Annotated in this window: 17 protein-coding genes; 11 read left to right on the plus strand and 6 right to left on the minus strand. The window is 64.5% G+C overall.

Translation table 11 applies throughout. The features are described 5' to 3' along the window. Positions 1-29 precede the first annotated feature (29 nt). From AC25Y4_RS15630 to AC25Y4_RS15655, 6 genes are read left to right on the plus strand one after another with little or no spacing between them, the layout of a single operon-like run. Positions 30-1,352 (plus strand): MFS transporter, encoded by a 1,323-nt coding sequence (locus AC25Y4_RS15630; RefSeq protein ID WP_488121356.1) that lies wholly within the window; start codon positions 30-32, stop codon positions 1,350-1,352. 9 nt (positions 1,353-1,361) lie between these two features. Beyond that, a complete protein-coding gene (locus AC25Y4_RS15635; protein WP_488121357.1) occupies positions 1,362-3,638 on the plus strand; it encodes a glycoside hydrolase family 3 N-terminal domain-containing protein in 2,277 nt (758 codons plus the stop codon). A gap of 2 nt (positions 3,639-3,640) precedes the next feature. Then, positions 3,641-6,166 (plus strand): family 78 glycoside hydrolase catalytic domain, encoded by a 2,526-nt coding sequence (locus AC25Y4_RS15640; protein ID WP_488121358.1) that lies wholly within the window; start codon positions 3,641-3,643, stop codon positions 6,164-6,166. Positions 6,167-6,169: 3 nt separating this feature from the next. Next, positions 6,170-7,411, plus strand: a complete 1,242-nt coding sequence (locus tag AC25Y4_RS15645; protein ID WP_488121359.1) for a glycoside hydrolase family 1 protein — start codon at positions 6,170-6,172, stop codon at positions 7,409-7,411. Further along, positions 7,408-8,487: a family 43 glycosylhydrolase gene (locus AC25Y4_RS15650; RefSeq protein ID WP_488121360.1), complete on the plus strand. Its 1,080-nt coding sequence runs from the start codon at positions 7,408-7,410 to the stop codon at positions 8,485-8,487. The genes AC25Y4_RS15645 and AC25Y4_RS15650 overlap by 4 nt, the downstream gene beginning before the upstream one ends. After that, positions 8,484-9,083 (plus strand): GDSL-type esterase/lipase family protein, encoded by a 600-nt coding sequence (locus tag AC25Y4_RS15655; RefSeq protein WP_488121361.1) that lies wholly within the window; start codon positions 8,484-8,486, stop codon positions 9,081-9,083. Before AC25Y4_RS15650 ends, AC25Y4_RS15655 begins: the two co-directional genes overlap by 4 nt. Before the next feature lie 129 nt (positions 9,084-9,212). Here AC25Y4_RS15655 and AC25Y4_RS15660 read toward each other — a convergent pair whose 3' ends face one another. Both AC25Y4_RS15660 and AC25Y4_RS15665 read right to left on the minus strand, forming a co-directional pair. Beyond that, on the minus strand, positions 9,213-10,652 hold the full coding sequence (locus AC25Y4_RS15660; protein ID WP_488121362.1) for an MATE family efflux transporter: 1,440 nt from the start codon (positions 10,650-10,652) through the stop codon (positions 9,213-9,215). A 104-nt stretch (positions 10,653-10,756) separates the two neighbouring features. Next, complete coding sequence (locus tag AC25Y4_RS15665) at positions 10,757-11,200, minus strand: MarR family winged helix-turn-helix transcriptional regulator (RefSeq protein ID WP_488121363.1); 444 nt, start codon at positions 11,198-11,200, stop codon at positions 10,757-10,759. 146 nt (positions 11,201-11,346) lie between these two features. Between AC25Y4_RS15665 and AC25Y4_RS15670 the strand changes: the two genes are divergently transcribed. From AC25Y4_RS15670 to AC25Y4_RS15685, 4 genes are all read left to right on the plus strand, one after another. Beyond that, positions 11,347-13,038: an MFS transporter gene (locus AC25Y4_RS15670; protein WP_488121364.1), complete on the plus strand. Its 1,692-nt coding sequence runs from the start codon at positions 11,347-11,349 to the stop codon at positions 13,036-13,038. 105 nt (positions 13,039-13,143) lie between these two features. Then, positions 13,144-13,803: a DUF2652 domain-containing protein gene (locus tag AC25Y4_RS15675; RefSeq protein ID WP_488121365.1), complete on the plus strand. Its 660-nt coding sequence runs from the start codon at positions 13,144-13,146 to the stop codon at positions 13,801-13,803. Positions 13,804-13,916: 113 nt separating this feature from the next. Then, positions 13,917-14,519: a DUF1349 domain-containing protein gene (locus tag AC25Y4_RS15680; protein WP_488121366.1), complete on the plus strand. Its 603-nt coding sequence runs from the start codon at positions 13,917-13,919 to the stop codon at positions 14,517-14,519. Positions 14,520-14,615: 96 nt separating this feature from the next. Then, positions 14,616-15,611 (plus strand): NADP-dependent oxidoreductase, encoded by a 996-nt coding sequence (locus AC25Y4_RS15685; protein ID WP_488121367.1) that lies wholly within the window; start codon positions 14,616-14,618, stop codon positions 15,609-15,611. Positions 15,612-15,621: 10 nt separating this feature from the next. Here the strand turns inward: AC25Y4_RS15685 and AC25Y4_RS15690 are convergent, their stop codons facing one another. Then, positions 15,622-16,119: a DUF427 domain-containing protein gene (locus tag AC25Y4_RS15690; protein WP_488121368.1), complete on the minus strand. Its 498-nt coding sequence runs from the start codon at positions 16,117-16,119 to the stop codon at positions 15,622-15,624. Positions 16,120-16,128: 9 nt separating this feature from the next. After that, positions 16,129-16,251 carry a hypothetical protein gene (locus AC25Y4_RS15695; RefSeq protein WP_488121369.1) on the minus strand — a complete coding sequence of 41 codons (123 nt, stop codon included), beginning with the start codon at positions 16,249-16,251 and terminating at the stop codon, positions 16,129-16,131. A gap of 122 nt (positions 16,252-16,373) precedes the next feature. On the opposite strand from AC25Y4_RS15695, the gene AC25Y4_RS15700 reads away from it, so the two are divergent. Continuing rightward, a complete protein-coding gene (locus AC25Y4_RS15700; protein WP_488121370.1) occupies positions 16,374-16,781 on the plus strand; it encodes a (R)-mandelonitrile lyase in 408 nt (135 codons plus the stop codon). 199 nt (positions 16,782-16,980) lie between these two features. Here AC25Y4_RS15700 and AC25Y4_RS15705 read toward each other — a convergent pair whose 3' ends face one another. Then, positions 16,981-17,925 carry a haloalkane dehalogenase gene (locus AC25Y4_RS15705; protein WP_488121371.1) on the minus strand — a complete coding sequence of 315 codons (945 nt, stop codon included), beginning with the start codon at positions 17,923-17,925 and terminating at the stop codon, positions 16,981-16,983. Next, the gene (locus AC25Y4_RS15710) at positions 17,888-18,361 is read right to left on the minus strand and encodes a MarR family winged helix-turn-helix transcriptional regulator (RefSeq protein WP_488121372.1); all 474 of its coding nucleotides are present in this window, start codon (positions 18,359-18,361) and stop codon (positions 17,888-17,890) included. Before AC25Y4_RS15710 ends, AC25Y4_RS15705 begins: the two co-directional genes overlap by 38 nt. Positions 18,362-18,381: the final 20 nt, after the last annotated feature.

The following is an 18,381-nucleotide window of genomic DNA, read 5'->3' on the forward strand; positions in this document are numbered from 1 at the left end:
ACCTGCATCACTGACAAAGGAGTCACGACATGACAAACAATGAAACACCCGCCACCAACGTGGCGGGCCTGATCACCGACGATGCCCTGAGCCGTTCAGACGTGGTGCGCACTCCGGTGAGCGCCGGCTACATCTGGTTGCTCATCCTGGCGACCGTCGGTGGATTCGCGGCGCTGGTTGCCCCCATCGGCCTCTCCCTTTCGCTCCGGGTGCAGGAGCTCGCGCCAGACAATGTAGAGGTCCTCGGATACGTCATCGGAATCGCGGCGGCGGTGACGGCTGTCCTCGGCCCCTTGACGGGGATGTGGAGCGACCGCACTCGGAGTCGATTCGGCCGTCGACGTCCTTTTGCATTCTTCGGCGCGATCATCGGAGTGCTGGGCCTGGCCTTTATCGCGGGTGCGCCCACTATCCCGCTCCTGCTCGTCGGCTGGATCATCACAGCGATCGGCTGGAATACAGCACTGAACGTCCTGCTGCTTTCGCAGGCCGACCGGTTGCCAGAAGAGCAGCGCGGTAAGGTCGCCGGACTCAGTGGTGTCGCTCAGATGATCGCATCCGTGCTGGGCGTCGGACTCGCCAGCGCCTTCATCGGCAATAACTTTCTCGTGTTTCTGGTGCCCGGAGCACTCGGCCTGATTCTCTTCCTCCTGTTCGTGCTCTTGGTAAAGGAGCCGAGCAGCCTCGACCGAGTTATTGAGCAGAAACTCGGCTTCCGCAAGATCCTCGGCAACATGGTTTTCAACCCGCGGAAGCACCCGGACTTTGCCTGGAATTGGCTCGGCCGACTCCTCTTCAACTTCGGTGTGACGTTTGCCACGACCTTCACGACGCTGTTCTTCGCCTCGCGCTTGTCGGCAGGCGGACAGGTGGCAGACATCGGTGGTCTCATCACGATTCTTGCGCTGCTGGGCGTAGTTGCGACAGCTGGCGGCGCGGTCCTCGGGGGTTTTCTATCCGACAAGCTCAAGCGCCGCCGCATCTTCGTTCTTCTTGCCGGGATCGCCTTCACCGTGGGCGCCATCATTATGGCGACCGGTGGATCGGTCACCGTGGTGCTGATCACTGGTTCGCTTGTCACGAGCCTGGGGCTGGGAGTCTTCTCGGCAGTCGACCAGGCAATCGTGCTGGACGTGCTTCCCGATCGGGATGTTGAAGCAGGTCGGTTCATTGGCATCAACCAATATGCGACCTCGATTGCGCAGGCGGTGGCCCCCATCATTGCGGTTCCACTTCTCCTGATCGGGGTGGCAGGCAGCGACAAGAACTACGCACTGGTGCTCCTGGTGGCAGCAGCGTGCACCCTCGTCGGTGGCACTCTGGTGATGGTCTTCGTCCGCGGCTCCAAGTAGGGAATCAACATGACTAACCTCCCCTATCGTGATGCCTCTCTCCCCGTTGAGGCCCGAGTAAGCGATCTTCTCTCACGGCTCTCACTGCAGGAAAAGGCCGGCCAGTTGAGCCAGTACTTCTACTTCGGTGGGTTGGGCGAGGTTCCGGCCGATCTCGACGTTGCCTCGCTGCCGCCGGAGCAGCAGGCATTCGTCCGGCAGCCACAGATGGTCGAAGCCGCCATCAGTGCGGGGGGAGCGGGCTCGGTGCTGTTCGTCATGAAAGCAGCGCAGGCCAACCGTCTTCAGAAAATGGCGGTCGATGGCACGGCCCACGGCATCCCGCTGATTTTCGGGTTCGACGTTATCCATGGGCTTCGCACCATCTTCCCTGTGCCTATTGCGCAGGCGGCGTCCTGGGACCCGGCGGCGATCGAGGCAGCACAGTCGGTCGCCGCCAGGGAAGCACGAGCGGTGGGAATCCACTGGACGTTCGCGCCCATGGTCGACATTGCTCGCGATCCCCGCTGGGGCCGCATCATTGAGGGCGCAGGCGAGGACCCGTATCTGGGTTCCGTCGTCGCAGCGGCACATGTTCGAGGTTTCCAGGGCGACCTTGGTGCCGAGCGGGTGTTTGCAGGACCAAAGCACTTCGCCGGCTACGGGGCAGCACGGGGCGGTCGTGATTATGACGACGCGGAAGTGTCTGACTCGGAGTTGCGCAATGTGTACTTGCCGCCATTCCAAGCGGCAATCGACGCAGGGGCAGCCAACATCATGAGTGCCTATATGGACCTCAACGGGGTGCCGGCGAGCGGCAACTCCTGGCTGCTGGGCGATGTGCTTCGAGATGAACTCGGTTTCGAGGGCTTTGTCGTGTCCGATGCCAACGCTGTGAAATCTCTCGAGACCCAGCACTTCGCTGCCTCGCCGATGGATGCGGCAGCTCGTGCGGTGTCCTCAGGCCTCGACATGGAGATGTGCATGTTCGATCCGGCATACGCAACCATCCCCGATGCTGTCCGAGAGGGCATGGTCGACGAGGAGACCATCGACACGGCGGTGCGTCGCGTGCTGACTGCGAAATTCGAGCTCGGCCTGTTTGAAAACCCCTATGTGAGCGAGGATGCGTCGGCTCCCGTGCTCGACGACCCCGCGCACCGTGATCTGGCGCGGGTGACCGCCGAGCGCACGGCAGTGCTGTTGAAGAACGATGGCACGCTGCCCCTCAGTCCGGTCGGGCTCGGCTCGATCGCGGTGATCGGTCAGTTGGCGGACAGTAAGCGAGACACCCTCGGGCCCTGGGTATTCGGCCACAACACGGAGGAGACCGTCAGCATCACGGAGGGCATTCGCGCTCGAGTCGGTGAGGGCATTCGGATCGACCACGCGCCGGGGGCCGGGATTCCGGCGCGACTCTTCGCGTCGATGTTTGACCGTCAGGATCCGACCGTCGTGAACACTCCCGCTGACTATGACGACGACGCCGAGATTGCCGCGGCCGTGACGCTCGCGGCATCCGCTGACGTGGCTGTGGTGGTCGTGGGCGAGCGGCAGAACCAGATCGGGGAGAACGCGTCACGCTCCAGCCTCGAGCTGCCTGGCCGGCAACTCGAGCAGCTGCAGCGCATCGTCGCGACCGGCACACCGGTCGTGGTGCTCGTGATGTCAGGGCGCCCGCTCGACCTGCGCTGGCCAGACGGGCACGTCCCGTCGATCCTGCAGGTCTGGTACCCGGGCACCCGCGGCGGCGACGCGGTTGCGGCGCTGCTCTTCGGCGACGTGTCGCCGGCCGGTCGGCTGCCCTTCACCTGGCCGCGCCACGTCGGCCAGGTGCCGATGATCTATTCGCACCTGCGTACCTTCCAACCCGAGCAGCAGGGCGAGCGCTACTGGGACGAGGAGTCGACCCCGCTCTACCCGTTCGGTCATGGCCTCAGCTACGCATCGTTCGAGTACGACAACCTTCGCCTTGCATCAGACGCCATCATGGTGGGCGAATCAACAACGGTATCCGTCGACGTCACCAATGCCTCCGACCGTGAGGCAGATGAGGTCGTGCAGCTCTACATCCACCAGCGGTTCGGCACGTCGTCACGCCCCGTGCGTGAGCTGAAGGGGTTCGAACGCATCACCCTGTCAGCCGGCGAGACCCGCACGGTCACCTTCAAGCTGGGGCCAGATCAACTCCGCTACTGGAGTGCGGCGACGCGATCCTGGCTGCAGGATCCGACGACCATCGACCTGTGGATCGGCGGCACGTCGGCTGCCGATCTTGCCGGCGCACTCACCATTCAGAAGGGTTGAAAATGCGGCCCGAGAACACCATCGGTTCGTCGAAAGGAATCATCGTGTCACCGTGGCTCGGATCGTTCATCAGTGCCAGCCAGCCGAGCAACGACGGCGATCCGGCCGCGTACTTCCGTCGTGAGTTCGACGTCGCTGCGACGGTGCGGCGTGCGACCCTCCACGTCACGGCGCTCGGTATCGTCGAGCCATACCTGAACGGGAGGCGTGTCGGCGACGAGGTGCTGGCCCCTGGGTGGACGTCGTACACGCACCGCGTGATGGTCTCAACGTATGACGTGACCGACGACATTGCGATCGGCCAGAACACTTTCGACGCGGTCGTCGGTGAGGGCTGGGCCGCGGGTGCTCTCACGTGGGAGAACCGGCGCCACAACTACACCGACCGCCCGGCGCTGTTCATGCAGCTTGAGCTTGAGTACGACGATCGCACCGACGTCATTGGCACGGGCGTGATTGGCGCGGACGAGCAGTTCCTGGTGGGATCGGGGCCCGTTCGCGCAAACGGCATCTACCCGGGTGAGACGTATGACGCGCGCATCGAGCCAGGGGAGTGGGCGCCCGCGCATCCGTTCGCGTGGGATCTCGACACACTCGAGGTGAACCCTGCACCATCGATCCGGCGGATCGAAGAACTGTCACCGGCCGCGATCACAACGAGCCCGTCCGGTGCGACCATCGTTGACTTCGGCCAGGTGCTCACGGGCTGGGTGCGGCTCACCGTCTCGGGAGAAGCCGGCCAGACGGTGACGCTGCGCCACGCAGAGATACTCACTCCCGGCGGCGAGCTGGAACGCGAGTCGAACCGCTCCGCTGAGGCGACCGACCGGTACACGCTGCGAGGCTGCGGCCCGGCGGGTGAGGCAACGGAGACCTGGGAGCCGGGATTCACCTTCCACGGCTTCCGCTACGTGCAGGTCGACGGCTGGCCAGGCGAACTTGCGCCCGATGCCCTGCGTGCGATCGTCGTGCACAGCGACATGGAGCGCACCGGGTGGTTCGAGACGTCCAATGACCTCGTGAACAAATTGCACGAGAACACGCTCTGGTCGATGCGCGGCAACTTCGTTGGGCTGCCCACCGACTGCGCCCAGCGCGACGAGCGCCTCGGCTGGACCGGCGACCTCAACGCATTCACCCCGACGGCAACGTACCTCTACGACGTGCGCGGCATGCTGGGCTCCTGGTTGAAGGATCTCGCTGCCGAACAGCTGGCGTCCGGCACGGTGCCCTGGTCGGTTCCCGACGTGCTGCCCACCCCGTCGTCGCCGACGGCGGTCTGGAGTGACGCTGCGATCAGCGTGCCGTTTGCTCTCTACGAGGAGTACGGCGATCTCGACATCCTGCGCGCCAGCTATGTCTCGATGACGTTGTTCATGCGGCAGGTCGAAGGGCTCCTCGACGCGGATGGGCTGTGGAGCAGCGGCTTTCAGTTCGGAGACTGGCTTGATCCGGATGCCCCCGCAGACAACCCTGCTGGGGGCAAGACCGATCGCTACCTCGTTGCCAGCGCCTACCTCTGTAAGACCACGAACGAGCTCGCGCAGGCAGCTGCATTGCTAGGTGAGCTCGATGACGCGGCACACTTCGCCCTGCTTCACGAGCGGGTTCGCGCCGCTTTCCGGCGCGAGTTCGTCAGTGAGTCTGGCCGCGTCGTGAACGAATCGGCGACGGCCTATGCCCTCACGATCATGTTCGACATCCTCGACGACGCCCAGCGTGCCAAGGCCGGTCAGCGCCTCGCCGAGATTGTAGAAGCTGCGCACTTCAAGATCTCGACGGGTTTTGCCGGAACGCCGCTTGTCACCGACGCCCTCAGCACAACAGGCCACCTCGACGTCGCGTACAAGCTGCTGCTGGAAGAGGGATGCCCGTCATTCCTGTATCCCGTGACGATGGGGGCAACCACCGTCTGGGAGCGCTGGGACTCAGTGCTGCCCGACGGCACCCTCAACTCGACGGGCATGACCTCGCTCAACCACTACGCCCTGGGCGCGGTCGCGAGCTGGCTGCACCGCGTCGTCGGTGGCCTGTCTCGCGCCGAGGCGGGCTGGCGACGGATGCTCGTTGCACCGCAACCGGGCGGCGGCCTGACCTCTGCTCGAACGGCACACATCACGCCGTTCGGCCGCGCCGCGGTGTCATGGCGCGTCGACGCCGGCCAGATGCACCTCGACGTGACGGTGCCGGATGGCGTGGAAGCCACGGTCGTGCTGCCGCTGCACCCCGACGGCGCGCGCGAAGAAGTGGGAGCGGGCACGCATTCGTGGAGCTATCCAGCACCCGCCGGCTACGGCGAAGCGATCGTCTTCACGATGGACACCCTGATGAAAGACATCTCAGGGGATCCGGATGTCTGGCCTGCAATTCTTGCCGTCTTCAGGACTTATTTTCCGGGGGTGCCGCTTGAGGCCGCCGGCTCTCACATGGCCGCATTGCCACTCAGTGCCGTCGTCGGACGGCTGCCGGGGGCGGGGGCGGAACTCGACCGTGATCTGCGCGCGGCGCTCGCGATCCGAAAGGACTAACACATGGCCGTATTTCCTGATGGCTTCCTCTGGGGTGCGTCCTGCGCGCCGCACCAGAACGAGGGCAACAACGTCAACAGCGATATGTGGGCACTCGAGCAGCTGCCCGGTTCCTCCTTCACCGAGCGCAGCGGCGACGCGGTCGATTTCTACCACCGTTGGAAAAACGACATCGACCTGCTGAAGTCGCTCGGCCTCAACTCGTTCCGGTTTGGCATCGAGTGGGCGAGGGTCGAGCCCACCCGCGGCGACTTCTCCGCCGCAGAGCTGGCGCACTACCGGCGCATCATTGAGTACTGCCTCGCGCAGGGCATCGAACCCGTCGTCACCCTTCATCACTTCTCCAGCCCGCTGTGGTTCGTGAAAGAGGGTGGCTGGAGCTCGCCGGAGGCCGTCGATCGCTTCGGCGCATATGTCGATGCGGTGACGGCAATCCTCGACGGAGTGACGTGGGTGGCCACGATCAACGAGCCCAACATGTTCGCCGTGATGTATCAGATGTCGACACCGCTGCAATATCCCGATCCGGCTGCCGTCCTTGAGCGGATGCGCGAAGCGATGTCGCCGGTGAACGGCGATGCGGGAATCAACTCGTTCTCGATGCCGGAGCCGAAGGGCGACGCGGCACGCACGATGGTGCTCGCGCACGAGCGCGCCCGCAGCATCCTGCGCGCGAAGACGTCAGTCAAGGTGGGCTGGACCATCGCCATCCAGAGCCTCGTCGCCCGCGACGGGTACGAAGACAGGCTGGAGTACTACGAACGAGTGTGGGAAAACACGTATCTTGAGGCATCCCGCGACGACGACTGGGTCGGTGTGCAGTCCTATACGAGCCAACTCGTCGGCCCCAATGGGCTCGAGGGAGCGCCAGAAGGCGCTGAGTTGACGCAAACCGGCTGGGCATATCGCCCCGATGCTCTCGAGATTGCCGTTCGCCGGGCTGCAGCCGTCACGAGTGGCATCCCGATCATCGTGACGGAGAACGGCATCGCCACCGCCGACGACCAGCGCCGCATCGACTACACGGCCGTGGCACTCGCGGGCCTGGCGCACGCGATCGCTGACGGGATCGACGTGCGCGGCTACCTGCACTGGACCTTCATTGACAACTTCGAGTGGGTGCACGGCTTCGATGTCACGTTCGGGCTCGTGGCCGTGGATCGCACCACGTTCGTCCGAACCCCCAAGCCCAGCGCCTACTGGCTGGGATCTCTTGCACAGAAAAACGGAGCAGACATCCTGTGAACGACTCGATTCGCCCCGGCCAGGTCTGGCTCGACACCAAGGGTGAGCGCATCCAGGTGCACGGCGGCTCGATCTTCTTCGAGAACGACACGTACTACTGGTACGGCGAGAACAAGGAGGAGACCACTCCCGGTAGCGGCAACTGGCACTGGGGTGTTCGTGCATACGCGTCGACCGACTTGTACAACTGGCAGGACCTCGGGCTGATCATCCCGCCGGTGCTCGACGACCCGTCATCGCCGCTGCATCCGGCCCAGAAAATGGACCGCCCGCACATCATCTTCAACGACGCGACCGGAAAGTACGTCTGCTGGCTCAAGGTGATGGGGGAGGGCTCGCACGACACTCAGGCCTCGACCGTGCTCGTCGCAGATTCGCTGCTCGGCCCCTATGAGATTGTGCGCACTGGCCTGACCCCGCTGGGCATGAGTGCTGGCGACTTCGACCTCGTCGTCGACCCGCAGACGAAGAAGGCGTACTACTACTTCGAGAAAGTGCACACCGACCTCATCGTCGCCGACCTCACCGATGACTACACCGATGTCACGGGCACCCACTCCAGCCACTTCCCGCACCCCGGCCCGCCGTTCACCCGGGAGGCGCCGGCCCATTTCGAACGGGGCGGCACGCACTACCTGGTGACCTCAGGGTCTACCGGCTATTTTCCGAACTTCTCCGAGTTCGCGAGTGCGCCCGACTATCACGGTCCATGGACGGTTCTCGGAGACGCGCACCCTGACGACGCCACCCGCACCTCGTTCCGCTCGCAGATCAGCAGTGTGTTCAAGCATCCGCTCAAGCAGGACCTGTACATCGCGCTCGCTGACCGCTGGTTGCCGCAGCTTCCGGATTCGATGCCGAACGTGTACGAGAGCGTCGCGGCGCGAGCCGTGGGAGAATCGCTTCCCGACCGGGTTACATCGGCGGATGACGCAGTGGACATGGCCGCGGTGATGGCGGCGGGTTCTGGGGAGAACACGGCTATCGCCGACTACGTCTGGCTTCCCATCAGCTTCGACGGCGACGTGCCGCGGATCGACTGGCTCGACGAATGGCGGATCGAGGACTACGCGTGAGCTTCATCGAGCGCCGGTTCATGGACCCGCAGCGACGGATGAAAGCATCGCTCTTCGACGAGCTGTCACTGAGCGGCGGGGAGATTGTCTTCCTCGGTGACAGCATCACAGAGGGCGGTGCGTGGCACGAGTGGTTTCCCGGTCTGCCGGTCGTCAATCGGGGAATCGGTGGCGACACCACCGATGGCGTGCTGGAGAGACTGGACTCAGCGATTGCCCGGCCGTCTCAGGTCTTCCTCCTGATCGGAACCAACGATCTCGCCTTCCGCCGACCGATGGACAACGTGCTCGCCAACCAGCGGGCCATCGTCGCAGCGATCGCCGTAAGCGGAGCCCAGTTGTACATCCAGAGCGTGTTGCCGCGCAAGAACGTCAAGAAGTATGGCCAGCGCATCGCGCAACTCAACCAGAACGCCGAGTCGTTGGCGAACGAATATGGAGCGAGCTACCTCGACCTCACTCCCACTTTTGAGGATGTCAAAGGTGAACTCCGGCAGGACTTCACCCGTGACGGCCTGCATCTCAATGGTGCTGGCTATCGAGCATGGGTCGAGGTCTTGAGGCCCCTCGTCGCAAACGGTGGAGAGAACTCATGACAAACGCCCCCACCATTGGCTCCGCAGAAAGCTGGAGCGCCTCCTTCGTCAGCGCGAGTCACGCATAATCCAGCGGATGCCGTCGGCGAGCTTGTATCTGATCGACTGAGGTGCTCGCCGCGGCCGGAATCAGGCCGCGGTGAGCACCACTTCGGCGCGCTCCTGGCTGCCCTCGGCGAGACCGCGGTCGATCGCGCGACGGGACGCGAGCCACATCACGATTCCGGCGACGAGCACGGCGCCTTCGGTGATGGTCAGCGACCAGATGATGCCGGGCAGCCCGAACCACAGGTTGCCGAGGAGCACGACCGGGATGAACAGCACACCATGCGTCACCGACATCACGGTGGCAGCAAGCGCACGCCCCGTGGCCTGGAACAGCGACGTGATGATGCCCGTGAATCCGTTCGCGATCATGGCCACGAGTTGCGCCGTGAGGATCGTGACCCCGATCGCGAGAACCGACCGATCGGCCACGAAAGCCGAGAACAACTGCTCGCGGAAGACGAATGCCGTGGTCGAAAAGATCAGGACGATGCCGCCCACTGTGAAGACGGATGCGCGCAGCGCCGACCTGAGACGACTCCGGTCTCCTTTGCCGTACGAGTAGGCGAGCAGCGGCAGGATCCCGATCGTGACGCCCATCACGAGAAACTCCGGCACCTGAGCGATGCGGACCGCGATGCCCATTGCAGCGAGTGGACCATCGCCGTACGCGACAGCGAGGTTGTTGAGCACCAGTGTGGTGAGGATCATGAAGGCGGACTGGAGCAACTCGCTGATGCCGACGCCGAAAACGGGCTTCAGCACGGTGGGCGAGAGCGTGAACCAGCGTGGCGCGAGGCTCACGTGCTCGCTGTGCCGATGCAACCAGATGGCGAAGTAGACAATGACGACGAGGTTCGACAGGCCCATTGCCAGTGCGGCACCGGCAACGCCCCACCGCAACACGAGGATGAAGAGAATGTCGAACAGGATGTTCGCGATAGTGGATGCGATGAGCCCAATCATCACCTGGCGCGCTGCGCCCTCTGCTCGCACGATCTGCTCGAGACAGAATGCTGCTGCGAGCACGGGAACGAAGGCGAGCATGACGGCCACGTAGGCGCTCGTTGCCGGCACGGCAGCGGCATCCGCTCCGAGCAACGACACGAGCGGGTGCAGTGCGAGCAATCCAACGCCGCCGAACACAGCTCCGGTGATAACCGCGCCCCAGACAGCGAATGACGAGACGTGCTTGATCTCGTTCGCCTTCGCGGGATCATGCTCCGCTGCGCCAAGTAGCCGTGAGATGAGGGTGCCGCCGCCGACTCCGAATACGCCGCCCACCGCCATAACGAGGGCGAGCACAGGCGTGCCGAACATGATTGCGGCGAGCAGTGCGGTGTCGTGGAGCGAGCCGATGAAGCCACCGTTGATGACGTTATAGACGGCGCCGACGATCATCGCGGCGGCCATCGGCACACAGAGGTGTACGAGAGCGCGGGCGATCGGCGCGGTGGAGAGATACCAGCGGTTGGTGCCGACCGCGTCGTCAACCACCGGGGATTCTGTATTCGTGATGCTCATGACTGCTCCCTTTTTAGGCAGGCTCGAGCGCGCGCCAACGGACGCCGGCACGGCGAGGGAAATGATGTTTTGGATGCGACGGGTGAGTGCCCGCGCGTTCCCGGCTAGCGGGTCGGTTGCGGCAGTTCCGCGGTGATCTTCGTGAGGAGAGCGTGGAGGGTGTCCCGCTCGGTCTGGTTCAACGGGGCGAGGAGGGTTTTTTCGATGTCGGCCATCGCAGCGTCGAACCCAGAGATGAGCTCAATGCCGGCCGGTGTCGCATAGACACGTTTGCTGCGCACGTCGCTGCCATCCGTTCGGCGCTCGACGAGGCCGCGGCGCTCAAGCCCCTGCAGGAGGCTCGAGACGCTCGCCGCGCTGGTTCGGGTCATCTGCGCGATGTCGCGCTGGATCGCACCCGGGTTCTGGGCAAGATAGCCGAGCACGAAGCCCTGCTCATGGGTGAGTTCGCGCTCGCGGATCCAGTCTTCGCCAACCTTCCGCTGCGCCCACCCGATCCAGCGGAGCTGGTCGAGGGTGCTCGTGAGGGGTGTCTCCTGTGCGTCCATGGTTAGAACTCTAACCATTAGGTATCTAACTGTCAACACATCTCGCAGAACAGCGGTACCTCATCCACCGCGCAACGCGTCTCTCAGCGCAGCTGGAAGTCGACGCGGCTCTCGCGGGAACCTCCTTTTTAGAGTTGAATCACCCCATGGGAGTTGACGGGCACCGGAGCAGGCTCAGTCAGGCCGCCGCTGCCTTCACGAGCAACGCACGCAACCCCAACCTTCGCCGGGCCCAGCTCAGTTTTCTCGGCGCCTGGACCGCAGAGTGGGCCTTCACCGTGGCGCTCGGAATCGTTGCGTACCGAGACGGCGGCGCGACAGCTCTCGGCCTGGTGGGCCTTCTCCGGATGCTGCCCTCCGCGCTCCTCGCCCCGCTGTTGTCGGCCATCGCCGACAGGGGACGCCGAGAGCGCGTGCTCATCCTGGTGTCCACCGTGCGTGGAGTCGCGACAGCTGCCGCCGCTGTGGTCGCGTTGATGGCGGGGCCGGCGATGGTGATCTACGCGCTCGCCGTGTTGTCAACGATCGCAGCCACGCTCTACCGCCCTGCGCACTCCGCGCTCCTTCCGTCGCTGTGCCGTACCGGGTATGAGCTCGCCAGCGCCAATGTGGTGCGGGGGCTGCTCGACTCCGCAGCCACACTCGTTGGCCCGCTGCTGGCCGCGGTGCTGCTCCAGTTCACCGGCGTTGGGGTCGTGTTCGCGGTCGCAGCAGCCGCCTCGTTCTGGTCTGCCGCCCTCTTGATGCGACTCACATACGACGCTCCACCGCGTCCGCCAGCACCGCGGCGCCCCAACTTGATGAGGGAGGCAGCGGATGGCGTACGTGCGGTCACGCACAATCGTGGACTGACGCTCATCCTCAGTCTCGCCGCAGTGCAGTCCCTCACCAGGGGCGCGCTCACCGTGCTCTCCGTGGTGGTTGCAATCGAGCTGCTCGGCACCGGTGAGCCCGGCGTCGGCGCCCTGATGGCCGCGGTCGGGGTGGGCGCGGTTCTGGGGTCGCTCGCGGCATCACTCCTGGTGGGAACGGGTCGACTGGGCGCGTGGTTTGCCGTGGGAGTCGGCCTGTGGGGATTGCCTATCGCCCTGATCGGCGTCGTTCCGCAGCAGTCGGCGGCGCTGGCGCTGCTGGCATTCGTCGGAGTCGGCAACGCGCTGATCGATGTCGCGGGGTTCACGCTGATCGGCAGGATGGCCCCCGACGAGGTGCTGGCACGCGTCTTCGGAGTGCTGGAGAGTCTGGTCACAGTGTGCATCGGGCTCGGGGCTATCGCGGCGTCGGCGCTGGTGGAGTGGCTCGGCATTCAGGCAGCCCTCGTGATGATCGGGCTGGTGTGCCCGGTCTTCGCGGTGGCATCGTGGCGGCGGTTGCGAAGTCTCGACAGATCGGTGGGTGTCCGTGACCTGGAGGCTGGCCTGCTCCAACGGATCCCCATGTTTCGCACCCTGCCGCTACCCGCGGTCGAGCGGCTTGCCCGCGGCCTCGAACCTGTCACTCTGCCCGCAGGCCACGTGGTGTTCACGCAGGGCGACCTCGGCGACCGGTACTACCTGATCGAGTCTGGCGAGGTCGAGGTGGTGGGCGACGGACGGGTCGTTGCAACGCTTGGCCCCGGCGAAGGATTCGGCGAAATCGCCTTACTTCGCCGCACGCGCCGAACGGCCACCGTGGTGGCCAGAAGCGATCTCCGACTGCAGGCGCTGGACTCAGACCGGTTCATCCCCGTCGTCCTCGGGTACACGCCAAGCGCTCAGCACGCCGCGGCATCCGTCACCGACATGCTGGATCGCTACGAGCCCACAGACCCGACTGGAGAATTGCCGTCGTCACCGTGAGCAACCTCCACGCTTGAGCAACCCGTGTTCTAGTGGTATGCCTAGGGAATGGAGTCTGGGCGGGCTGTTCTGCTAATCGCAGATATCGGTGGTTACACCGACTACATGAGTTCCCATCGGCTGAGTCTCGCGCACGCCCAGGTCAACACCGCACGGATGCTCGACAAGATGATCGACGCGGCGCCCGGCTTCGACCTCATTGAGATTGAAGGCGACGCAGCCTTCCTCTCGCGTCGGGCTGATCATCGAGAGCCGAACACCACCGTCACGGAGATCCTGCAGGTTGCAGTCGCCATGCACCGGGCGTTCCACCGTGAACGCCAGAACGTGGCGACGAACCTCTGCCCGTGCGGGGGCTGCAAAGAAGCGGGCAACTTGACGTTGAAGTTCGTGGCGCACGTCGGCGATGTGGCCAGGCAGACCATTCGGCAGCGGCACAAGCTCGTCGGGATCGACGTCATCCATGTGCATCGAATGCTGAAGAACCCGGTGACGATACCCGAGTACGTGCTGCTATCCGATGAGCTCTACAACGCCGGTGAGAGTGTGCTGCCCGATTCCGTGCACGAGATCTCGCCGGAGCTCGAGGGAATCGGAACCGTGCGCGCGTACTTCGTCGACGTGGTGGACCTCGAGGGGTTGCTCCCTCCGCTGCCTGCGCCGTCCTGGCGTGGACGCCTCGGTCGAACGTTCGCGGCGGCGGGACTTGGTATGCCGTACATGCTCGGCCTGCGACGTGGCCGTCGCGTTGGGTCCCCGCAGTAGCCCGCACACGGCAGCGACCCCGTACACGCCAGTGACCTCGTACACGGCAACGACCCCGTACACGCCAGCGCGGTTGCCGAGGCCAAGCGGCCATGTCCCGGTACTATCGCGCGGTGAACACTTTTCATCCCGCGCTGCCGCCCCTGCACTGGACGGGCGAAACTGGAATTGCCGCTGTCGATGCCGAACGAGGTGCACTCGAGCTCACGGCCGCCGCGGGCGTTGACTGGTCGAATGACGCCTTGGGTGGCGAAGGACAGCATCGGGCAACAGCGCTCGCGTTCGATGCGCCGGCCCAGTTCGCCCTCTCCGCACGCGTGACCATCGATCACGAACGGACGACGTTTGATGCCGGTGCTCTCGCAATCTGGGCGGACGCCGACCACTGGGCCAAGCTGTGCTTCGAATTCTCCCCACAGGGCGAGCGGATGATCGTCAGCGTCGTCACCAACGGATACTCCGACGACTGCAACTCATCCGTTGTGTCAGCCAATTCCGCCTACCTGCGGGTGACTCGGACGGGAAGCGGATGGGCGTTCCACGACTCCGCGGACGGCGATACCTGGCGCTTCGTTCGGCTGTTCAGACTCGATACTGACAAGCCCTTCTCCGTGGGATTCCTCTCCCAGGCGCCGTTTGGCGATCGATGTGTTGCCACGTTTGACCACATCATCTTGTCGGAGGAGATCGCGGCGGACTTCCGCGACGGTAGTTAGCTCCCGGGCGGTACGGTGGCGATTCCTGCGCGGCGCAGGCCCACGTGGTCGACGTAGTGTGGATGCAGGGGAACGGGTACCGGAGAAGGAAAAGCTATGAGAGCCTTTGTCGTCACACGCTACAAAGGGCCGCTGCAGGAAGTTGACGTCCCAGAGCCCACGGTGGGGGAGCGGGACGTGCTCGTGCAGGTGCACGCCGCCGGCCTCAACCAGCTTGACGAGAAGATCCGGGCGGGCGAATTCAAGCAGATCCTGCCGTACACGTTGCCACTGATCCTTGGCCACGACGTCGCCGGAACCGTCATCCGCGTCGGCGCTCTCGTGCGCGGGTTCACACCCGGCGACGAGGTTTACGCCCGGCCCAACAAGGACCGCATCGGCACGCTTGCGGAGCGCATCGCCATCGCTGAAGCCGACGCGGCGCTCAAGCCCCGGTCGCTCAGCATGGAGGAGGCCGGCGCGTTGCCTCTGGTGGCGCTCACCGCGTGGCAAGCCTTCGTCGTACGCGGCAAGGTGCAGGCCGGGCAGAAGGTACTCATTCACGCTGGCGCCGGCGGTGTGGGATCGATCGCCATCCAGCTCGCCAAGCACCTCGGTGCGACCGTGGCCACAACGGTGAGTTCTGCCAACGCGGACTTCGTGCGCGAGCTCGGCGCCGACATCGTCATCGACTACCGCAGCCAGGACTTCGAACAGCTGCTGAGCGGATATGACCTGGTGCTGGACAGTCTCGGCGGCGAGAACCTGGAGAAGTCTCTGCGGGTACTGCGGCCCGGCGGCAAGGTGATCGGGATTTCCGGACCTCCCGACCCGGCCTTCGCCCGTGAGCTCGGGCTGAACCCGATGCTTCGTCTGGCGATCACTGGCTTGAGCGCTGGCGTCCGTCGCCGAGCCAGGAAGCTGGGCGTGGTCTACGAGTTCATGTTCATGCACGCCAGTGGCGAGCAGTTGCGCCAGATCACTTCCCTCGTCGACAGCGGTGCGCTGCGCCCCATCGTCGGGCGGGTTCTCCCGTTCGAACAGACGATCCAGGCATTTCAGGAACTGGACAAGGGCGGCATCCGCGGCAAGGTCGTTGTCAGCAATCCTTGAGCGTGGCGATTCACCAGCCCCACGTTCCGGATCCACCTTTGAACGGGCCAACGATCCGTGAGGTGATCCAGCCACCGTAGAAGTCACCGTCCTGGGCCGTGACTGTTTCCCCGTCCACCGTGCAGCGTTCCATAGCGCCCGGGTACACCGCGACTCGGTCGATGAGCTGCTCGTACCCCGGTGTCGGCTTCGGATAGAACCACGCCGCGCCGACGGCGCTTCCCACAGAGAGATAGTGCGCCTCGCCCTTGAACTCGCAGAAGGTTCGCCCCGGTGCCGGCTGCAGCACGCCCGGCGCGAACGCGCTCCGCGGCAGGTAATAGACCGGCGGATGGCTCGTCTCGAGCACGCGCACAACGTCGCTGGTGTCGACAATGCGCTGCCCATCGACATCGATCGTGACCCGCTGGTTCACCCGTTCGACGCGCGGCGGTCTTGGGTAGTCCCAAACTGATTCCTCGCCAGGTCCTGGCTCGATCCGACGATGCTGCTGACGCGTGGGATTCATGGCATCAGGCTAAGTCGCGTGGCTGGATTTCAGCCTGATCTTGATCCAGTCTGGTTCAGCTCGCCGAGCCGCCGGTACAGCGGATGCCCCGGCCGCAACCCAGATGACCGAGTAGATGTCAGCTGCGCTCACCGCGGGTAGCGTGCTTCTTGGTCTCGGTCTTGCGGTGTCGATTGTCTGAATCGTTCCCGCTGAGCGCGCCCGCACTCGGCAGTCCAACCCAACCCGGCGCTCGCCGGAGAAGGAGCATCAACATGAGCACGCAGAAGCAACCCGTAACGCCCACGGTCAAGGGACCAGAGGACTGGTTCACCGGCGACGTCTACTTCAACTCCTACTACGCCGGCCAGGAACCGTCTCACGCCCGGCTCAACCTGGTGCGATTCACTCCCGGCGCGCATACGGCCTGGCACAAGCACGCGGTCGGCCAGACGCTGCACGTCACCGAAGGGTTGGGCTACGTGCAATCACGCGGCGAGGAGCTGATCGAACTGCACCCGGGGGACACCGTCTTCACGCCCGCCGGGGAGTGGCACTGGCACGGCGCGACCGCCGACAACTTCATGTGCCATCTCGCCCTCTGGGAAGCACCACTCGACAGCAGTGAGCCGGAAACCGTGTGGGGCGCCAAGCTCAGCGACACCGAGTACCCGACGAAGTAGGAGCGCGAGCCCCCGTTGATTGAGGAGCGAGCGCCAGCGAGTGTCTATTAGGTGGCGGTCGCTATTTAGCCCAGACTCGGCTGCGGGCCGAAATGGGCACTTGTGCATTTCACCATGTCGCGCAGCGGCGCCACTGCTATTGCCTGTCAGCCCGGTTGTATTGCCTGTCGATCCTGTTGCGAGTGGCCGAGTCGGGCCGTTATCGGTGTGCTGCGAACGCAGCGGCACGCAGTTCGTTGCGGTCCATCCAGGCTGAGACAGCCGCTGCGATCTCGCGGGCACGGTCTTCGCCCGCATGGTGGCCGGCAGTGCCGCAGTGCTCCGTCTCCAGATGCGAGATCGTTGCCTCGCACCATTCGGCAACACGTGGAGTGATGAGCAGGGTTGGTGAACCCTCGAAGGTGATCAAGAGCTTCGGAACGGAGGCGCTGGACGCCAGCCACTCGTCGTACGCCCGGATTCGCTCCACAACGTCGCTCGGTTCACCATCGATGGGCAGCTGTCGTGCCCACGCGAGCAGTGGACGTCGGCTCTCTCGGGTGCGGTAGGGCATGAGATATCGCTGCAGCACGTCGTCAGCGACCGGGGTGAGCACCCCGCCCGTGAACGCCTGGCGCACAAAGGTGTCGTGGTCGAGTATCAGGTCTTCGCCGGCTCCTGGTGTGCGGATCAGGGCGGTGCGCGCCCGCGACTGCTCCGAGACGTCGCTTCCGTCGATTGGCTTGATCACGCTCTCAAAGAACGCGATGCCGAGCACGCGATCCGGATGCCGGCGAGCCCAGTCCATGGCGAGGGCGCCTCCCCAGTCATGTCCGACGAGCACGACTCTGTCCAGCTCGAGAGCATCGAACCACGCATCCAGATAACGTGCCTGATCGTCGAAGCGGTATGAGATATTCGGCTTGCCGGAACGACCCATACCGATCAGGTCGGGTGCGAGGAGCCGGCCCGCACCGACATGGGGAAGGATGTCGCGCCACATGTACGACGAACTCGGGTTGCCGTGGAGGAAGACCACAGGCACTCCCTCGCCAGATTCCTGATAGTGGATGGTGGAGTCGAGTATGGATATCTCTGGCATCGTCAGGTCCTTCGCGTGAGTTCGGTCAGTGCGGATCGCTGAGTGGGGTGTCAAGCAGGGCAATGAGGTCGTTCGTGAATGCGAGGGACCGATCGCTCTTTCGTCCGCCGAGTGGCGCCATCAGCTGGTCAACGAGTTCTTCAACGGCCGCCATCGCCGGGCGCGCGACAGCACGACCGCTGTCGGTGAGTGCAATACGAACAGTGCGCGCGTCTTCGTGATCGCGGGTGCGTTCGACCAGGGCGTTGGCCTCAAGCGACCGCACGAGCCTGGAGAGGTAGAGCGCCTCGAGCCCAGCGCGATCGGCCAACTCGCGCTGGTTGGGACGAGGATCGTCGCTGCTGGTGCCGCCCTGCATCCCGTAGAGGGTCGAGAGCACGATGTACTGGGCGTGAGTGAGCCCTTGTGGCTCAAGCGCACGGTCAACGGCGACTCGCCACTTTCCCGCCACTTTCCAGAGCAGGTAGCCGGGAGTCGGCGCGTAGTGTCGGTCGTCCATGGAAATAGTGTACATAGACA

The organism is Leifsonia sp. Y878 (genome assembly GCF_057669685.1).

Coding starts and splice junctions, on each gene's coding strand:
- AC25Y4_RS15635 (WP_488121357.1), top strand. CDS start 1,362: ATGACTAACCTCCCCTATCGTGATGCCTCTCTCCCCGTTGAGGCCCGA.
- AC25Y4_RS15690 (WP_488121368.1), bottom strand. CDS start 16,119: ATGAATCCCACGCGTCAGCAGCATCGTCGGATCGAGCCAGGACCTGGC.
- AC25Y4_RS15660 (WP_488121362.1), bottom strand. CDS start 10,652: ATGAGCATCACGAATACAGAATCCCCGGTGGTTGACGACGCGGTCGGC.
- AC25Y4_RS15700 (WP_488121370.1), top strand. CDS start 16,374: ATGAGCACGCAGAAGCAACCCGTAACGCCCACGGTCAAGGGACCAGAG.
- AC25Y4_RS15685 (WP_488121367.1), top strand. CDS start 14,616: ATGAGAGCCTTTGTCGTCACACGCTACAAAGGGCCGCTGCAGGAAGTT.
- AC25Y4_RS15670 (WP_488121364.1), top strand. CDS start 11,347: ATGGGAGTTGACGGGCACCGGAGCAGGCTCAGTCAGGCCGCCGCTGCC.
- AC25Y4_RS15675 (WP_488121365.1), top strand. CDS start 13,144: ATGAGTTCCCATCGGCTGAGTCTCGCGCACGCCCAGGTCAACACCGCA.
- AC25Y4_RS15645 (WP_488121359.1), top strand. CDS start 6,170: ATGGCCGTATTTCCTGATGGCTTCCTCTGGGGTGCGTCCTGCGCGCCG.
- AC25Y4_RS15665 (WP_488121363.1), bottom strand. CDS start 11,200: ATGGACGCACAGGAGACACCCCTCACGAGCACCCTCGACCAGCTCCGC.
- AC25Y4_RS15710 (WP_488121372.1), bottom strand. CDS start 18,361: ATGGACGACCGACACTACGCGCCGACTCCCGGCTACCTGCTCTGGAAA.
- AC25Y4_RS15630 (WP_488121356.1), top strand. CDS start 30: ATGACAAACAATGAAACACCCGCCACCAACGTGGCGGGCCTGATCACC.
- AC25Y4_RS15640 (WP_488121358.1), top strand. CDS start 3,641: ATGCGGCCCGAGAACACCATCGGTTCGTCGAAAGGAATCATCGTGTCA.